The organism is Mesorhizobium sp. Arg314 (assembly GCF_053714275.1).
The window spans coordinates 52,891-69,910 of the sequence record NZ_JBSKBP010000009.1; the positions used below are offsets into that span (position 1 = coordinate 52,891).

The window sequence follows — 17,020 nt, forward strand, 5'->3', positions numbered from 1 at the left end:
AGCGGTTGGGCTCGGCGACTTCGCCGTAGCTTTCCGTCCGGAATTGCGTCAAACAAAAGATCGGTCGATCAGCGCGATACGAAGCAGTTGCCGCCGGCCGCCTTGTAGCTGGTGCAGAGCGCGATCGCGTCGTTGCGCGACTTCGCCGGAACGCGAACACGGTAGAACGTGCCCTTGCCCGCGACTTCCGCCTTGACGATGCTGGCCGTGCGGCCTGAAAGAACGCTGCCATAGCGGCGCTGCAGGTCCTGATAGGTCGACTGCGCGCTTTCGACCGTCGGCTGCGAGGCGATCTGCATCGACCACGAGCCGCCACCGGCTGCCACGGCCGGATCGATGGAAGCGACCTGGTCCGGCTTGACCTCGCCGACGATATCGACCGGCTGGTCGGACGGACGCGCCGGCGCCACCGGCACCGTTACGGGCGTGTTGGCCGACTGCGCCTTGGCTTCAGTCTTCTTCGCGGGCTTCACCGGCTTGACAGCCGGTGCGTCGGCCTGGACCGCGCCGGAAGCCACGGTTCCCGTCTGCTGGCCATCGGAAGCCGGCGCGACATGCTGCGGCGCCGGATCGCTCGGCTCGGCCGCCGCGACCTTCGGCGCAGCCGGAGCCGGATCCTCGCGCGGCACCAGCGAGCCGTCAGGCTTCACCATCATGGTCTTCACCTTGCGTGGTGCGACGGCGACGACGTCGTTGTTGGCCCCGTTGTCCGCATCCTGCTGCAGCACCTGGGCGATACGGTCTTCCGACTTCGGCGCCGGCGCCGCTGGTTGCGCGCTTGCCGGCTGGGCGCTTTCGGGCGCTGCCGCTTGCGCGACGCCAGGCAACGCTGCGTCTGGTTTGTCGGCGGTATTGGCACCAGCCGAGGCGTCGGCATCGTTGGGTGAAAGGTCGACGACGCGGCTCGGCGGCGGCTCCTTCGATACCAGGTCCACGGGCTGCTCGGTGGTATTCACCAGCTTCTGCTGCACCGGCTCTGCGGGCTTGGCCGCGCCGCCGCCCTTGGCCACCGCGTCATAAACCTTGTTGTCCTGGTTCGGCACCACCGTGCCGCCCGGATTTTCGGGCTTCACCTTGATCGGCGAATTGTCGGCCTTGACGATCACCGGAGTCTCGCTGCCGCCCTTGCCGCCGAAGGAGAAGGCGAGCGCGCCAAGGCCGCCGAGAACCACCACGGCGCCGACGAGCGCCGCGATCATCGTACCGCGCCGGCGCGGCTGTGCCGCCTCGCGCTCGGCAAGCCCGGGGATCGCCATCGCCTCGTCGAGCTCGGGATCGTAGTCGAGTTCGTCGTTGGCGAAATTGTCCGACTGCGAAACCGGCCGGCTGCCGGGCAGGTCGTCGGTGTCGTAATCGTTGGCGGCGGCAAACGAAGCCGGGGCGGCTGGAGCCGCCGGAGCCTCGGCGCGCAGGTCGCGACGGTCGTAGCCGTTGAAGCCGGCACTGTAGGATTCGTCATCATAGCCCCGGCTCTGCGCGGGCGCCGATGCGATCTCCGTCGCGTTCATGTCGGTGAGCAGGCTGGCGAATTCCGCGTCGAGATCGTCGTATGCGGATGCGCCCGGCTGGTCTTCTTCGAAGCTGAGTTCCGGAATGTCGAGGTCGTCCGCCAGCGCGACCACGCGCTCCGGCACATCGACCGTCTCGACATCCGGTACGTCGTCATGCTGGCGAGGCTGCGGCGTAGCCGCCGGCGCCTGCTTGGCATAGCTGGAATAATCCGACGCCGGTTCGCTGCGGTAGGCAGGCGCCGCCATCTGCGCTGATGCTGAAGGCGCGGCCGTCTGCAGCGATGCCGACGGCGCCGGCTGTGCCGCAAACGAAGCTTGCACAGGCGGAGCGGCGGTCGGGGTCGAGCGGCTCCACGACTTTGTCTGCTCGACGGACGTTGAATGCAGCCACTCGGGCGAATTTGCCGCAGACTTCGCCCTGGCGGCGGCCTCTTGCTCGGCCTCTATGCTCTTGGCGAAAGCGGCGCCGAAAGCGTCGTCGTCGAAATCAACGCCCGGCTCGATCCTGGAGGGCTCAGCCTTGGCCGAGGTTGCAAAATCCTGGCGGTCGAGCTCGCCGGCGAGCAGGTCGTCCAAGCCGCTCTCGACCGGCTGAACGCCCTGGCCGTTCTGCACCGGCTGGTGCTCGTCGAGATCCCAATCGAGATTGTCGGGCTCGGCCTTCTCGCTTTCGTAGCTCGCAGGTTGCGCAACCAGCCGCGGCGCGGGAACAGGCTCCTTGATCACCGGCATCGGCCGCGCGGTCATGGCGCCAAGCAGCGCATTGAGCTCGTCTTCCAGGCTACGCTCGCTGGCCGGCTTCGCCGGTTCTGCGGCCGCCACCAGCGGGACCGGAGCGGCGACGACGGGAGCCCGCTCGACCATGGCCGGCTGCAACACTGCGGCCGGCTCGACGGCCGGAGCTTGCGGCTCCTCGTTCAGCGCATCGCGGAAGCTCAGTTCGAAATCGTCCTCGAGGGTCAGCGCGGCGGCGGGGTCGGACGCGACAAGCTCGGGCTCGGGCTCGGCGGCAAAATGCGCCGTCCCGGTCGACGCCTCGACCATGGGTTCCGGCTCATCGCCAAGCGACGGCTCCGGCTCCTCAAAATCCTGTTCCTGGCCAAGATTCATGTCCCGACCGGGATCCATGTCGACATCGGTCATCGCCTGGTCGAAATGACCGGCAAAATCGCCTTCGGAAACCGGGGGCGCGGCCGCGTAAGCCTCGACCGGCTCGGCGGCTTGCGCATGCCGCTCCAGCTCTTGGTTCTCAAACGACAGCTCGTCTTCGAGCGACATCTGGACCGCATTGTCGAAATCGGCGTCGAACGCGCCTTCGCTCGCGGCTTGCACGGCTTCGACGGCATCCTGACGGGTGTCGGCAGGCTCATGATATTCGAGGTTGGCCGGCTTGTGATGGTCGAGCTGGAAATCCTGGTCCAGCGAAGCCGCCATCTCCTGATCGATCGGAAGATCATCCTCGAGCGCCGAGACATCGAGCGAACTGGCGACCGCCTTGTCGAAATCGTCGTCAAAAGCGACTTCCGGCTCGGGGGCTATTTCCGGTTCCGGTGCGAAATGCGGCTCTGGCGAGAAGTCCGGCTCCGGGGCAACTTGCGGCGCAGCAGCGAAATGCGGCTCCGGTGCGCGAGCCATGGCGAAGTCGGCATGGTCCGCCGCATCGTCAAAGACGAAATCCTGCTCGAAAGACGCGGTCAGCTCGTCGTCATTCGCGGCGACGCTGGCAGCCTCGAAGGCCGGCTCCTGCCTGATCTGATGCACGACAGCCTGCTGCGCGACCGGCTCGCTTTCCTCGACGGAATCGAACTCGCCCATCAACTCCTTCTCGAGGTCGATGTCGAAACCGTCCGCGTCGGGAGCCTGGTCAGCCGGCACGGCTTTCTCGGCCGCGGGAGCCGGCTGCCTCACCGGCTGGCGCGGGTCGAAACCCATGATCCGGGTCAGTTCCGCGAACGGATCGTCGGCGGCGATATCGTTGTGGTCGGCTACTTTCAGCGGGGTTCTGTCTGCCATTATTGTTCCCGAACTCGCACACAGTCGGACGCCATGGACGTCGCGCAGGGTTGGCCCTTACCAGCGCAATGTGGGCAAAAGGTGACAGGTTTTTTAGTTAAACCTAACGCATTTCGGTGGGCGCGTCTGCCCCGATCAGCGTCAGGCCGGAGGTCAAGACATCCGAAACAGCCTGCACCAGCCCTAGTCTGGCATAGGTTGATTCTCGGTCGTTAACCTTAACAAAACGTAAGTCCGGGTTGTCGTGGCCGCGATTCCATTGTGCGTGGAAGCCGGAAGCCAGATCGTAGAGGTAGAATGCCAGCCGGTGCGGCTCCAGCGAAAGCGCAGCGGATTCGATCAGTCGTGGGTATTCGGCCAGCTTCCGGATCAGCGCGATTTCGCCTTCGTCGGTCAGCGCCGCCACGGAGGCGGTGAGCCGGTTGCGATCGAAATTCGCCTCGCCCAGTTGCTCGCTCGCCTGCCGGAAAACCGAATGGCAGCGCGCCGACGCGTATTGAACGTAGAACACCGGATTGTCCTTCGACTGCTCGGTCACCTTGGCGAAGTCGAAATCGAGCGGCGCGTCGTTCTTGCGGTAAAGCATCATGAAACGGATCGGGTCGCGACCAACCTCCTCCACCACGTCGCGCAATGTGACGAAATCGCCGGACCGCTTCGACATCCGGACCGGCTCGCCGTCACGAAACAGCTTTACGAGTTGGCAAAGCAACACGGTGAGCTTGACGGTATCGCCGGCAACCGCCCGCGCCAGCGCTTCGAGCCGTTTCACATAACCGCCATGGTCTGCGCCGAGCACATAGATCAGATCGATGAAGCCGCGGTCGACCTTGTCCTTGAGATAGGCGACGTCGGCGGCGAAATAGGTGAAGGAACCGTCGGACTTGACCAGCGCCCGGTCCATGTCGTCGCCGACCGCGGTCGAGCGGAACAGGGTCTGCTCGCGGTCTTCCCAATCGTCTGGCTTCTCGCCTTTCGGCGGCGGCAGCTTGCCCTTGTAGATATGGCCCTTCAGCGTCAGGTCGGCGATTGCCGCCCGGATCTTCTTGGCATTGTCGGCATGCAGCGTGCGCTCGGAGAAGAACACATCGTGACGCACGTTGAGCAACGCCAGATCCTCGCGGATCATCGCCATCATCGCATCGACCGTGCGGTCCTTGACGATCGCCAGCGCTTCCTCTTCCGGCATCTCCAGCAGGCCGAGGCCGAACTCCTCGGCCAGCGCCTTGCCCACCGGGACCAGATAGTCGCCCGGATAGAGGCCGGACGGGATCTCGCCAATGTCCTCGCCGAGCGCCTCGCGATAGCGCAGCAGCGCAGAACGGCCGAGCACGTCGATCTGCGAGCCGGCGTCGTTGATGACATATTCCTTGGTGACGTCGTAGCCGGCGAAAGCCATCAGATTGGCTAAAGTGTCGCCGACCACGGCGCCGCGGCAATGGCCGACATGCATGGGGCCGGTCGGATTGGCCGAGACGTATTCGACATTGGCCTTGCGGCCGCCGCCGATGTCCGAGCGGCCGTAGTCGCGCCCCTCGCCGAGCAGCGCTGCCAGATGCCTGTGCCAGAACGCGTCCTTGAGCCTGAGATTGACAAAGCCCGGCCCGGCGACATCGGTCGAGGCAACGTCGGCATCGGCGCGGATCGCTTCGGCCAGTTTTTCGGCAAGCGCGCGCGGGTTCTGGCCGGTGGGCTTGGCCAGCACCATCGCCGCGTTGGTGGCGAGATCGCCATGGCTTGCATCGCGCGGCGGCTCGACCGTGATACGCGACAGGTCAGGCGCAGCCCCCTCCTTGTCTTTCAGGTCAAGGGCTTGGACGGCTTTTACGATCCGAGCGTTGAAGTCGGCGAAGATATTCATTGGAAGTGCTCTGGGCTTTAAGAGGCGACCGGCTGCTTGGCCGGCAAAATCGAGGCTCGCCCTAGCTCAAATCGGGCGTATGGTCAAACAGACGACGATGTTCCTTGAGCGCATAGGTGTCGGTCATGCCGGCCAGGAAGTCGGCGACGCTGCGCGCCTTGATGCGATCCTCGGCCCTGTCGAGCCCCTCGCGCCAGCCATCCGGCATGGCGCGTGGATCGGCGAAATAGACGTCGAACAGCTCGCGCACGATCCGCTCGGCGTCGGCCCGCACCCGCATCACTTCCGGATGCCGGTAAAGATGCTTGTAGAGGAAGGCCTTCAATTCCTTCTCGGCCGTGGCCATGCCTGCCGAAAAGGTCACCAAGGTTTCGCACGCTGTCCGCACCGCATCGGCACTGTCGGGTTTCAGGCGCTCGATATTGGCCGTGGTCGATACGATGACATCCTCGACCATCAACGTGATCTGCCGCCGCATCAGCTCGTGGCCGGTGCGGACGTCGTCAAGCTGAGGATATTTGGCGCGCACGCCGTTCAGGATCGAGCCCGGCAGGCCAACCTCCCTCAGCATGTCCAGCGTCAGGAAGCCGGAGCGCAGGCCGTCGTCGATGTCATGGGTGTTGTAGGCGATGTCGTCGGCGATGGCGGCGCATTGCGCCTCGATGCCGGCGAAGCGGTCGAGTTCGAGGTCATGCAGCTCCGAATAGTCGCGGATCGCCTGCGGCACCGGGCCCTTGAGCCCCTTCCCGCTCGCGTCGGTCAGCGGGCCGTTGTGCTTGACCAGCCCCTCCAGCGTTTCCCAGGTCAGATTCAGCCCGTCGAATTCGGCATAGCGCCGTTCGAGCCGCGTAACCACGCGCAGCGACTGCGCGTTGTGATCGAAGCCGCCCCAGGCGACCATTTTTTCGTTGAGCGCATCTTCGCCCGTGTGGCCAAACGGCGTGTGGCCGAAATCGTGGACCAAGGCGATTGCTTCGGCGAGATCCTCGTCGCCGCGCAAGGCCCGCGCCAGCGCGCGGGCGATCTGCGCCACCTCGATCGAATGCGTCAGCCGCGTGCGGTAGTGGTCGCCCTCATGCGCGACGAAGACCTGGGTCTTGTGCTTCAGCCGGCGAAAGGCGGTGGAATGGATGATGCGGTCGCGGTCGCGCTGGAACGGCGTGCGGGTCGGGCTTTCGGGCTCGTCGAACAGGCGCCCGCGCGAGCGCGCCGGGTCGCTCGCATAGACAGCGCGCGGCCGATAGCCGAATCCGATGTCGCCAAGAGCACCCTTGCCTTGCCGCTCGTCCATTGACCCACCAGTTGACTCAGGCCCGCCTGCTTCATACCTATCATGTGAAACCGAAAGCAAGGTGACGCCGATGGGCGCGGATGCCAAGACTGCCATGAAGGTCGAAATGACCGATGCCGCGGCAAAGCGGATTGCCAGGATTGTCTCCGGCGAACCGGGCAAGACGGCTCTGCGCGTCTCCGTCGAAGGCGGTGGCTGCTCCGGCTTTTCCTACAAATTCGATCTCGTCGGCGACCGCAATGACGACGATGTCGCCATCGAGAAGGACGGCGCGACCATCCTGATCGACGACCTGTCGCTGGTCTATATGGGCGGCTCGGTGATCGACTTCGTCGACGACCTGATAGGCCAATCCTTCCAGATCAGGAATCCGAACGCGGTCGCTTCCTGCGGCTGCGGCACCAGTTTTTCCATATGATCGGCTGAAACTTCGCAAAGCTTGAACCGGTGCAACCGGATAGCCATGGCTGTCGCTTGGCTATGGCAGGAATGCGAATGGATGGCCTTTCTAAAGGTCCGCGCAGGCAATACGATCGGCTTCGTCGAACGCCTTCCGTCCGGACAGCATCGAGGCCTGCATGAAGATCGTCACCTGGAACATCAACGGCGTTCGCGCCCGCATCGGCAACCTCACCCACTGGCTGACCGAGAGCGCGCCGGATATCGTCTGCCTGCAGGAAATCAAGTCGGTCGACGAACTGTTTCCGCGCGCCGAGATCGAGGCGCTGGGCTATAATGTCGAGACCAACGGCCAGAAGAGCTTCAACGGCGTCGCCATCCTGTCGAAGCTGCCTTTCGACGAGGTCAACCGCGGCCTGCCGGGCGACGATGCGGACGACCATGCCCGTTTCATCGAAGGCGTCTTTTCGACCGACCAGGGCGCCTTGCGCGTCGCTTCCCTCTATCTGCCGAACGGCAACCCGATCGACGATGAACGGAAGTTTTCCTACAAGCTGGCCTGGATGGCGCGGCTGGAGCGCTGGGCGCAGGAGCGGCTGCGGCTCGAGGAGGCGCTGGTGCTGGCCGGCGACTACAATGTCATCCCGGAGCCGGCCGATGCCCGGTTTCCCGAAAACTGGCTGGGCGACGCGCTGTTTCAGCCGCAGACAAGGCAAGCCTTTCGCCGGCTGAAGAATCTCGGCTTCACCGAAGCGGTGCGCGCCGCGACCGACCAGGCCGGCGTCTACACCTTCTGGGACTATCAGGCCGGCGCCTGGCAGAAGAACAACGGCATCCGCATCGACCACCTGCTGCTGTCACCGGAAGCCGCCAACCGTTTCTCGTCGGCCTCGGTGGAAAAGCACGTCCGCGCCTGGGAAAAGCCTTCCGACCACGTGCCGGTCGCGATCGATCTCAGCCTGCAGCCGGCCTAAAGCGCGTCGCGCTGAAACGGATTCAGGCGACGCGCTTTAGAGCCCAGCGATTCTACCAAACGCTGAACTGCTCTGACGGCGTTTCAAGCGTCCCTGGACCCTGATATCGCCACAAATCCGGTCTTTGATGCGGGTTGCTGTGGGGGTTGAATGGCGATCCGATTTCTTTTCTGGCCGGTCGGCCTTGCTTTGGCGCTTGCCGCGCCGGCGCCGTTGCTGGCGGCGCCAACCTGTCTTGCCAACGGCAAATCCTTCAATGTCGGCGAGACGGCGTGCCTGACGGTGGCCGGCGAAAGCCACCTCGCCCGCTGCGAAATGGTTCTCAACAACACGTCCTGGACCAGGATCAAGGACGAATGTGCGGGAGAAGCGCCAAAACCGCACCCGACATCGATCTCGACGCCCGGCCCGGCGCCCGCGGAGCCGACCGAGAACTGATACGCTGCTGATGTCGCCGAAGGCGACGAGGGGTCACCCCAGCTGCTGCAACTTTCCTCGAATCGGGGCTGGCGCTCACGCGAAACGACCCCCTCTGGCCGCTTCGGGGGCCATCTCCCCTCGAGGGCCTCAAGGGGGGAGATTATCCGGCGCTTACTGGTCGCCGTTATTGCCCTTGGTCAGGATGTCGTCGGCGAGCGAGATCGCGGTCCGGCGATCGGCCTCGCCGGCCGCGGCGAAAGCCTCTTCCTGCATGTTGCGGATCCAGGGCTGATCGACCGCCGGAGCCCGCTGCAGCGCCGCCGTCATCATCGCCAGGCCGCGCACGACCTTGCCGCTCTGGAACAGGAGATTGCCGAGCGTTGCCTGAGCGCCGGCATGGCCCTTCTCGGCCGCCAGTTGCAACCAGCGGCCTGCCTGCTTGACACTGGCCTTCACGCCGCCCTCGCCCTTGAGGAACATCTGGCCGATCTCGAACTGGGCGTTCGGATTGCGGTAGTTGGCGGCGGCGCGCATGTAATATTCCTGCGCCGCAACGTCGTTTTCCTCGACCGGGGTGCCGGGAATGCCCTTGCGCAGATAGTCGCCGAGCGCCACCAGCGCGTCCGACACATAGCTTTCTTCCGGCGAGCCGGGCTCGACATCCTGATCGACGATTTCCGAGAAGAACTTGAAGGCGGCATAATCGTCGCGCGTCACGCCGTCGCCCTCGGCATACATGCGTGCAAGCTTCCAGGTGGCGCCGATCTGGCCGTTCTCGGCGGCGTATTTATAGGCCTCGACCGCCTGGTCCTTGTGGCCGTTCTTGTAGGCGGAGAAGCCGAACTGGAACACGGCCCACGGGCTCGACTGCGGCTTCACCCCCGTCTTGTCGTCGAACACCTTGTCGTCGAAGGCCATGGCCTGCCCGACGGCGCCCAAGGTCGCAAGAGCGACCAGTGCCGAAAAGACAGACGACCTCAACACCTCAGATGTCCGCATAGCAGTGCGTTTCTTTGGCGGCACCCGGATGGGTTACCGCGCCGTCGCGGGCCGACCCTACGGTCTGCGCATATTTCCAGATCGCGCCGGACTGATAGTCGGTCTTGCGCGCCTTCCAACTCTTTGCCCGGGCCGCCAGCTCGGCGTCCGACAGGGCCACTTCGATCGTGCCTTTCACGGCATCGATCGAGATCACGTCGCCATCCTTGATCAGCCCGATCGGCCCGCCGACCGCAGCCTCCGGCCCGACATGGCCGATGCAGAAGCCGCGCGTGGCGCCGGAGAAGCGTCCGTCGGTGATCAACGCCACCTTGCCGCCCATGCCCTGACCGTAGAGCGCCGCCGTCGTCGACAGCATCTCGCGCATGCCCGGGCCGCCGCGCGGCCCCTCGTAGCGGATGACGAGAACCTCGCCTTCCTGGTAATTGCGCTGCGTGACCGCTTCGAAGCACTCCTCTTCCGAATCGAAGCAACGCGCCGGGCCTGAGAATTTCAGTTCCGACATGCCCGCGACCTTCACGATCGCGCCTTCGGGGGCAAGGTTGCCCTTCAAGCCCACAACGCCGCCTGTCTTGGTGATTGGCCGATTGGCGGGACGCACAACATCCTGGCTCTCATTCCAGGAAACGTGCTCCATATTTTCGGCCAAAGTGCGGCCAGTGACCGTCATGCAGTCGCCATGCAGATAGCCGTGGTCGAGCAGCGTCTTCATCAAGAGCGGAATGCCGCCGGCCTCGAACATGTCCTTGGCGACATATTTGCCGCCCGGCTTGAGGTCGGCGATATAGGGCGTCTTCTCGAAGATCGCGGCCACGTCGAACAGGTCGAACTTGATGCCGGCTTCATGCGCGATCGCCGGCAGGTGCAATGCCGCATTGGTCGAACCGCCGGTGGCCGACACGACGGTCGCCGCGTTCTCCAGCGCCTTGCGGGTTACGATGTCGCGCGGCCGGATGTTCTTGGCGATCAGCTCCATGACCTTTTCGCCGGAGGCGAAATTGAAGCGGTCGCGCATTTCGTAAGGCGCCGGCGCGCCGCAGGAATAGGGCAGCGCAAGGCCGATCGCCTCGGCGACGGTCGCCATGGTGTTGGCGGTGAACTGGGCGCCGCAGGACCCAGCCGAAGGACAAGCCGCCTGCTCGATCTCGAGCAGTTCGCCATCGCTGATCGTGCCGACCGAATGCTGGCCGACCGCTTCGAACACGTCCTGCACGGTGATCTGCCGGCCGCGATAGTTGCCGGGCAGGATCGAGCCGCCATAGATGAAGATCGACGGCACGTTGAGGCGCACCATCGCCATCATCATGCCGGGCAGCGACTTGTCGCAGCCGGCGAGCCCGACAAGCGCATCATAGCAATGGCCGCGCATGGTGAGCTCGACCGAATCGGCGATCACCTCGCGCGACACCAGCGACGATTTCATGCCTTGGTGGCCCATGGCGATGCCGTCGGTAACGGTGATGGTGCAGAACTCGCGCGGCGTGCCCTTGGCGGCCGCGACGCCCTTCTTCACCACTTGCGCCTGGCGCATCAGCGAGATGTTGCAGGGTGCCGCCTCATTCCAGCAGCTGGCGACGCCGACCAAAGGCTGCGCGATCTCGGCCGCCGACAGGCCCATCGCATAGAGATACGAGCGATGCGGCGCGCGCGCCGGACCAACGGTCACGTAGCGGCTGGGCAGCTTGGCCTTGGAGATTACCTTGGCGTCCATCATCGTCCTTGCCGCACACCCCGCGGCCGGTCCCATCGACGGGCCAACCTGGCACGCATCCCGAGACCTATCTCGGGTGCTCCGGGTTTATGGCGGGAAATGGGCAGTTCCCTCGGCAAGCCATTTAGCGCGGGGGTTGTTCATAAACTGTTGCCGAAACGTCACAATCGCATGGGACGCCGGTTGCGCGGCGAAATTGCAACAATGGGCGGAGAGACCAGGTTGAACCGGCGCCGCACAACAAGAAAGGCCGGGCGTTTCCCGGCCTTTTCGTTGAATTTTCAGAAACTTAGAACTTGATCTTGATTCCGCCAGAAATCGCCGTGATCAGATCGTTGCCGACGTCATAGGTGGCGTCTGTGCCCGCGGTATATCCATTCGCGTCAGTAAGCGTTCCGGAATGGCCGCTGGTCATGACGCCGATGGCACCCGCCAAGCGAAGCTCAATATTTGGCCGGGGCGTGTAGGCAACACCGCCGCCGAGCGTCCAGGTATCGGTTTGGACGCCATAGCCATGCGACGTTCCGCGATCCCAACTAAGCTGACCTGCGGCGCTCCATTGATCATTGAACTTGTGACCTACGCCGCCGGAAACAGTCCAGCCGTCACGATACATCAGGTCAAGAGAGGTAAGCCGGACCGGCCTGGGGGAAACCGATGTACACGCAGCCAAACCTCTGGTTTGCTCGGAACAGATCGGAACACTTTGGAGAGTGCTCCAGTTAACCCATTTGATCGAACCAAATGCGAGCCAGCCGGGAGCGATACCCGACTGCAGTTTCAATTCGACCGAGTCAGGCATGTACTGCGTGGAGCCGTAGATTGGGATCACGCCCTGACCAATACTCGTCAGATCCAGCGTACCCGAGATGTTGTCAAGCTTGACTTTCGAATTGTAGACCAAGCTGGCCCGAAGCGCGATCTCAGGGATTTCGTAGGCAACGCCGGCGCGCCAGCCCCAGCCGTTGGCCTCGAGGTCGACGCGGCCCATCGGTGACGGCCCAAATGGATTGAAACCCACCAAGCTTTCCTTGAAGCCTGAAATGTCTTGGTAGAAAACGCCGCCGATGAAGCGGAGCTGGCCCTTGCCGGCATCGAACTTGTAGGAGCAGGTACCGGCGTAGTTATTGCTCTTGATATCCGTTTCGACGTTCGAAAACGCGCCATTCCACGAGGCGCCAGGGGCGGTGTGGGCGCCCCACGGCTGTGAATAGTCGACCATACAATCCACGCCTTGGACGACCTGAGCCTTCACGCCGATGCGCGGCACCCAATAAGGCTCCGCACCATCGGCCGTGGCGCTGAAGCCGAAGGGGCTAAAGTCGGCCCCTCCAGGCCCCTTCGCATTCTTGTACTTGCGATCCGGCATCACATACGTAGCTTCCGCCTCGGTCGCGACCGGCGACGGGTCGAAAAGCAGATCGATGTCGTAGCCACCGCGCTCGAGACCGCCGGCATGTGCCGGATGCATCGCGGCGCCAAGCATGGCCAGCGAAAAACACCCTGCCCCGAACAGTGCTTTGAGACGCAGAATATTCATGGAAATCCCTCCCCGAAATACAAGTGGCTCAAGCTAGAACCAATTCGGGTTAACGACGCAACAACGATTTCAAGAGCTGTACATGTACATCTTGATTGCACCTATTTTTGCCATGGTGAGGGGCGACGCAATTGGCGCCTAAATCGCGACTACCGGCGTCAAACGATCGAAAAAATCCGAAGAAACTGCCCAAAACAGGGCAAAACAGCCCATTTTGGGGCTGGCGGGGCCCAATTGTTACATTATGGCAACAATGGGGCGCTAACTTTCCCTTTACGTCAAAATTAACGTAGCGGCACGCCTGTTTTCGAGGCAGCTAACGTACCGGAAAGCGCCTCGACGGCGAGGGCGAATCTCGCCGCTCAGCCGGCGTCGCGGACCCGGGTCAAAGCCACCGAAAGCTTCTCCTGCGCCTCGCGATATTCGGCGAGTTTCTCGCGCTCGGCCTCGACCACTTCTTCCGGCGCGTTGGCGACGAACTTCTCGTTGGAAAGCTTCTTGTGCAGGCGGGCGATCTCTTCGGTGACCTTCGCCAGTTCCTTCTGCAGCCGCGCGGCCTCGGCCTGGAGGTCGATCAGGCTGCCGAGCGGCAGGCTCACCGTCGCCTCGTTGAGCACGATCTGGGCCGAGCCCTTGGGCGGCGCATCGGCGAGCGCGATATCGCCGACGCGCGCCAGCCGCTTGATCGCCTGGGCGTGACGCTCGAGCCGCTCTTGCGTGAGGGTGTTGGCGCCGATCACCATCAGCGGCGCTATCGCCGCCGGCGGCACGTTCATTTCCGAACGCACCGAGCGGATGCCCGAGACAAGGTCGACCAGCCAGTTGATGTCGGCGGCGGCCTCTTCGTCCTCGAAGTCGGGCGACGGCCAGGCGGCATGGCAAAGCAACGAGGAGCGCTCCTTGCCCTCGCCCGCGGTCTGCGCCCACAACTCCTCGGTCATGAACGGCATCATCGGATGCAGGAGCTTGTAGATCTCGTCGAGCACGAAGGCGACGCAGGCCCGGCTCTCGGCCTTGGCGGCCTCGTCCATGCCCATGAACACCGGCTTCAACAGTTCCAGATACCAGTCGCAGAACAGATTCCAGACGAAGCGGTAGGCAGCAGTCGCCGCCTCGTTGAAGCGGTAACTGGTGATGCCTTCGGTGACCGCGCCCGCCGCCCGCGTCAGTTCCGTCAGGATCCAGCGGTTGACCGGCAGCTTGGCGTCGTTCAGCCAGAAATCGTCGTTGCGCGCGACCTCGTTCATCTCGGCAAAGCGCGTCGCGTTCCACAGCTTGGTGCCGAAATTGCGGTAGCCGGCGATGCGCGCCGGATCGAGCTTCACGTCGCGTCCCTGCGCCGCCATCACGGTCAGCGTGAAGCGCAGCGCGTCGGCGCCGTATTCGTCGATCAGGTCGAGCGGATCGATGACGTTGCCTTTCGACTTCGACATCTTCTGCCCGTTCTTGTCGCGCACCAGCGCGTGCACATAGACGGTGTGGAACGGCTCCTCGCGCATGAAGTGCAGGCCCATCATCATCATGCGGGCGACCCAGAAGAAGATGATGTCGAAGCCGGTCACCAGCACGTCGGTCTGGTAATAGGTCTTGAGCTCCGGTGTATGGTCGGGCCAGCCGAGCGTCGAGAACGGCCACAGCGCCGAGGAGAACCAGGTGTCGAGCACGTCCTCGTCGCGGGTCAGGATCTCGCCAGGCTGAAAATTCTCGAGCTTGTCCTCGACCCAGGCCTTCCACGGCCCTTCCAGCGCCAGATAATATTCGATTGCCGCAGCGAGTGCCTCTTCCTCGGTCTTCTCGACGAAGACACGCCCATCCGGCCCGTACCAGGCCGGGATCTGGTGGCCCCACCAGAGCTGGCGCGAAATGCACCAGGGCTGGATGTTCTCCATCCAGTCGAAATAGGTCTTCTCCCAGTTCTTCGGCACGAAATTGGTACGGCCATCGCGCACCGAGGCAATCGCCGGCTTGGCCAGCTCCGCCGCATTGGCATACCACTGCTCGGTCAGGAACGGCTCGATCGGCACGCCGCCGCGGTCGCCATGCGGCACGGCGTGCCGGTGCGGCTCGATCTGGTCGACGAACCCGCCCGCTTCCATCAGCTCGACGATCTTCTTGCGCGCGGCGAAACGGTCGAGCCCGTCGAGCTCGTCCCAGACGGTCTGGCGCTCCGGCGTGGCCTCGAGACCGTCGAGGAAGTCCTCGTTGTCCTTCAGCTTGATGGCCGCTTCGACCGTCAGGATATTGATCGCCGGCAGCTTGTGGCGCTTGCCGACCTCGAAATCGTTGAAGTCGTGCGCCGGCGTGATCTTGACCGCGCCGGACCCTTTTTCCGGATCGGAATACTCGTCGGCGACGATCGGTATTTTGCGGCCGACGATCGGCAGCACGACGTTGCGGCCGACCAGATCGGCGAAGCGCTCGTCATCCGGATGCACGGCCACGGCCGTGTCGCCGAGCATCGTCTCGGGGCGCGTCGTGGCGACCGTGATGAAGGTCTTCGGGTTCTGCGGGTCGAACGCCTCGCCTTCGATCGGATAGCGGAAGTGCCAGAGATTGCCATTGACCTCGTGCTGCTCGACCTCGAGGTCGGAAATGGCGGTGAGCAGCTTCGGGTCCCAGTTCACAAGGCGCTTGTCCTTGTAGATGAGGCCTTCCTTGTAGAGCGTGACGAAGACTTCCAGCACAGCCTTGGACAGGCCTTCGTCCATGGTGAAACGTTCGCGCGACCAGTCGGCCGAGGCGCCGAGCCGCTTCAGCTGGTTGAAGATCGCGCCGCCGGATTCGGCCTTCCACTCCCAGACTTTCTCGATGAACTGTTCACGCGTGAGGTCGCGGCGGTGGATCTGCTTTTCCATGAGCTGGCGCTCGACCACCATCTGCGTGGCGATGCCGGCGTGATCCATGCCGGGCTGCCAAAGCACGTTCTTGCCGCGCATGCGCTCGAAGCGCACGAGAATGTCCTGCAGCGTGTTGTTGAGCGCATGCCCCATATGCAGCGAACCGGTGACGTTCGGCGGCGGGATGACGATGGTGAAGGCTTCTGCCCCCTCCTCCGCGCCGGCGCCAGCCCGGAAGGCATCGGCCTCTTCCCAGATTTTGGCGATCTTCGGCTCGACGGTTTTGGCGTCGTAGGTCTTTTCAAGCATGGAGGAAGTCCGAACTGTCGGGAACAAGCGTCCGGTGTAAATCGGAAGGTCTTGGCCGAGTCAACCGCGAGAGCAGCGATCACTCCCACAGATAGGCCTGGCCTCGACCAGCGGCAATGCCGGCCGGCCGGACGGCAGCGCTCCCCCTAAGCAGCCTCAAACAAAAAAGCACCGCCCCAAGGCGGTGCTTGTGGGCCTGCGTGTTGCGGCAGCTTACTGCGCCCCGCGCGCCACGCGCTCGATCTCCTCGCGCACCAGCCTTTCGACCAGCGTCGGCAGGTTGTTGTCGAGCCAATCCTGCAGCATCGGCCGCAGCATCTCCTCGGCCATGTCATCGAAGCTCTTCTTGCCACGGCTGGCAAAAGCGTCGGAAAGCTCGCCGAAGGCAGCGGCAACCTGTCTGCCCGTATGCTCGGAAAGGATCGCTGGTCGAGCCGGCTGAGCCTCCGGTGCGGATACCTGGTAAGCGCCGGCATGCGGGGAAGCTTCCGCAGTCGGCTCTTCCTTCTCGATCTCGGGCTCCTCGATCTCGACCCGCGGCGCGGCTTGCGGAGCCCGGACGGCCGGTTTCGCGGTGACCGTGCCGCCTCCGGCCGCAGCGATTTCCCGCCGCCAATCGGCGACAATGGTTTCGGCGGTCTGCGGCGTGTTTGCCGCGGGCGGCTTGCTCGCGGCCGCCGGCGCGCTCGGCTCGACGGCGCTCCTGGCACCGACCTCCGCCGGGGTCGCCGGCGCCGCCTTCACCGGCTCGGGGCGAGCCTCGGCGCGCGCAAGCACCGGATCGGTCGCTGCAAGCTGGGCCTGGACTTCCGCCAGCGTCACCGGCTTGCGGGGGCCGGCGTCGGCATGCAATTCGGAACGAAAGGCGTCGACCTCGACATTTGGCACAGTAGCTGGGGGCACGGTAACCGCGGCTGGTTCCAGATCCTGGCGCAGCTCACTGGCTTCGGCCGGCTGCTTGCGCCCGGTGTCGCTGTCTTCGATGATCCTTCGGATGGAAGCCAGTATCTCTTCCATGGAAGGTTCGCGCTGCGCGCTGCTTGCCGTCGCCATCGTCACATCCGCCGCCCTAGTGACCTGATCAAGAACTTGACCTGATCAAGAACTTGACCTGTTCAAGAATTCCGTTCCTGCCCGGGCCGGAATTCGAATCAA

Annotated in this window: 11 protein-coding genes; 3 read left to right on the forward strand and 8 right to left on the reverse strand. The window is 63.9% G+C overall.

Translation table 11 applies throughout. The features are described 5' to 3' along the window. Nucleotides 1-68: 68 nt before the first annotated feature. The 3 genes from ACWGS9_RS11985 to ACWGS9_RS11995 form a co-directional block, all read right to left on the reverse strand. Nucleotides 69-3,524: an SPOR domain-containing protein gene (locus ACWGS9_RS11985; protein ID WP_454505443.1), complete on the reverse strand. Its 3,456-nt coding sequence runs from the start codon at nucleotides 3,522-3,524 to the stop codon at nucleotides 69-71. A 103-nt stretch (nucleotides 3,525-3,627) separates the two neighbouring features. Then, nucleotides 3,628-5,385: an arginine--tRNA ligase gene (gene argS / locus ACWGS9_RS11990; RefSeq protein WP_454505444.1), complete on the reverse strand. Its 1,758-nt coding sequence runs from the start codon at nucleotides 5,383-5,385 to the stop codon at nucleotides 3,628-3,630. Nucleotides 5,386-5,446: 61 nt separating this feature from the next. Then, nucleotides 5,447-6,676 carry a deoxyguanosinetriphosphate triphosphohydrolase gene (locus ACWGS9_RS11995; RefSeq protein WP_454505445.1) on the reverse strand — a complete coding sequence of 410 codons (1,230 nt, stop codon included), beginning with the start codon at nucleotides 6,674-6,676 and terminating at the stop codon, nucleotides 5,447-5,449. A gap of 70 nt (nucleotides 6,677-6,746) precedes the next feature. On the opposite strand from ACWGS9_RS11995, the gene erpA reads away from it, so the two are divergent. The 3 genes from erpA to ACWGS9_RS12010 all read left to right on the forward strand — a co-directional run bounded on the left by erpA (nucleotide 6,747) and on the right by ACWGS9_RS12010 (nucleotide 8,487). Beyond that, entirely contained in the window at nucleotides 6,747-7,094 is a 348-nt protein-coding gene (gene erpA / locus ACWGS9_RS12000; protein ID WP_454505446.1) for an iron-sulfur cluster insertion protein ErpA, read from the forward strand. A gap of 160 nt (nucleotides 7,095-7,254) precedes the next feature. Then, nucleotides 7,255-8,049 carry an exodeoxyribonuclease III gene (xth, locus tag ACWGS9_RS12005; RefSeq protein WP_454505447.1) on the forward strand — a complete coding sequence of 265 codons (795 nt, stop codon included), beginning with the start codon at nucleotides 7,255-7,257 and terminating at the stop codon, nucleotides 8,047-8,049. Nucleotides 8,050-8,199: 150 nt separating this feature from the next. Continuing rightward, nucleotides 8,200-8,487, forward strand: coding sequence for a hypothetical protein (locus ACWGS9_RS12010; protein ID WP_454505448.1), 288 nt, complete (start codon nucleotides 8,200-8,202; stop codon nucleotides 8,485-8,487). Between the two features lie 153 nt (nucleotides 8,488-8,640). On the opposite strand, the gene ACWGS9_RS12015 is transcribed toward ACWGS9_RS12010, so the two are convergent. The 5 genes from ACWGS9_RS12015 to ACWGS9_RS12035 form a co-directional block, all read right to left on the reverse strand. Further along, nucleotides 8,641-9,468 (reverse strand): tetratricopeptide repeat protein, encoded by an 828-nt coding sequence (locus ACWGS9_RS12015; RefSeq protein ID WP_454505449.1) that lies wholly within the window; start codon nucleotides 9,466-9,468, stop codon nucleotides 8,641-8,643. Then, nucleotides 9,455-11,179 (reverse strand): dihydroxy-acid dehydratase, encoded by a 1,725-nt coding sequence (gene ilvD, locus ACWGS9_RS12020; RefSeq protein ID WP_454505588.1) that lies wholly within the window; start codon nucleotides 11,177-11,179, stop codon nucleotides 9,455-9,457. Before ilvD ends, ACWGS9_RS12015 begins: the two co-directional genes overlap by 14 nt. Nucleotides 11,180-11,468: 289 nt before the next feature. Then, entirely contained in the window at nucleotides 11,469-12,719 is a 1,251-nt protein-coding gene (locus tag ACWGS9_RS12025) for an OmpP1/FadL family transporter (RefSeq protein ID WP_454505450.1), read from the reverse strand. 362 nt (nucleotides 12,720-13,081) lie between these two features. Further along, nucleotides 13,082-15,865 carry a valine--tRNA ligase gene (locus ACWGS9_RS12030; RefSeq protein ID WP_454505451.1) on the reverse strand — a complete coding sequence of 928 codons (2,784 nt, stop codon included), beginning with the start codon at nucleotides 15,863-15,865 and terminating at the stop codon, nucleotides 13,082-13,084. Nucleotides 15,866-16,078: 213 nt separating this feature from the next. After that, nucleotides 16,079-16,918 carry a PopZ family protein gene (locus tag ACWGS9_RS12035; RefSeq protein WP_454505452.1) on the reverse strand — a complete coding sequence of 280 codons (840 nt, stop codon included), beginning with the start codon at nucleotides 16,916-16,918 and terminating at the stop codon, nucleotides 16,079-16,081. Between the last annotated feature and the right edge of the window lie 102 nt (nucleotides 16,919-17,020).

Excerpts from the sequence above, each read along its gene's own strand:
- xth (WP_454505447.1), top strand. The coding sequence starts at position 7,255 with ATGAAGATCGTCACCTGGAACATCAACGGCGTTCGCGCCCGCATCGGC.
- ACWGS9_RS11985 (WP_454505443.1), bottom strand. The coding sequence starts at position 3,524 with ATGGCAGACAGAACCCCGCTGAAAGTAGCCGACCACAACGATATCGCC.
- erpA (WP_454505446.1), top strand. The coding sequence starts at position 6,747 with ATGGGCGCGGATGCCAAGACTGCCATGAAGGTCGAAATGACCGATGCC.
- argS (WP_454505444.1), bottom strand. The coding sequence starts at position 5,385 with ATGAATATCTTCGCCGACTTCAACGCTCGGATCGTAAAAGCCGTCCAA.
- ACWGS9_RS12010 (WP_454505448.1), top strand. The coding sequence starts at position 8,200 with ATGGCGATCCGATTTCTTTTCTGGCCGGTCGGCCTTGCTTTGGCGCTT.
- ACWGS9_RS11995 (WP_454505445.1), bottom strand. The coding sequence starts at position 6,676 with ATGGACGAGCGGCAAGGCAAGGGTGCTCTTGGCGACATCGGATTCGGC.
- ACWGS9_RS12030 (WP_454505451.1), bottom strand. The coding sequence starts at position 15,865 with ATGCTTGAAAAGACCTACGACGCCAAAACCGTCGAGCCGAAGATCGCC.
- ACWGS9_RS12025 (WP_454505450.1), bottom strand. The coding sequence starts at position 12,719 with ATGAATATTCTGCGTCTCAAAGCACTGTTCGGGGCAGGGTGTTTTTCG.
- ACWGS9_RS12015 (WP_454505449.1), bottom strand. The coding sequence starts at position 9,468 with ATGCGGACATCTGAGGTGTTGAGGTCGTCTGTCTTTTCGGCACTGGTC.
- ilvD (WP_454505588.1), bottom strand. The coding sequence starts at position 11,179 with ATGGACGCCAAGGTAATCTCCAAGGCCAAGCTGCCCAGCCGCTACGTG.
- ACWGS9_RS12035 (WP_454505452.1), bottom strand. The coding sequence starts at position 16,918 with ATGGCGACGGCAAGCAGCGCGCAGCGCGAACCTTCCATGGAAGAGATA.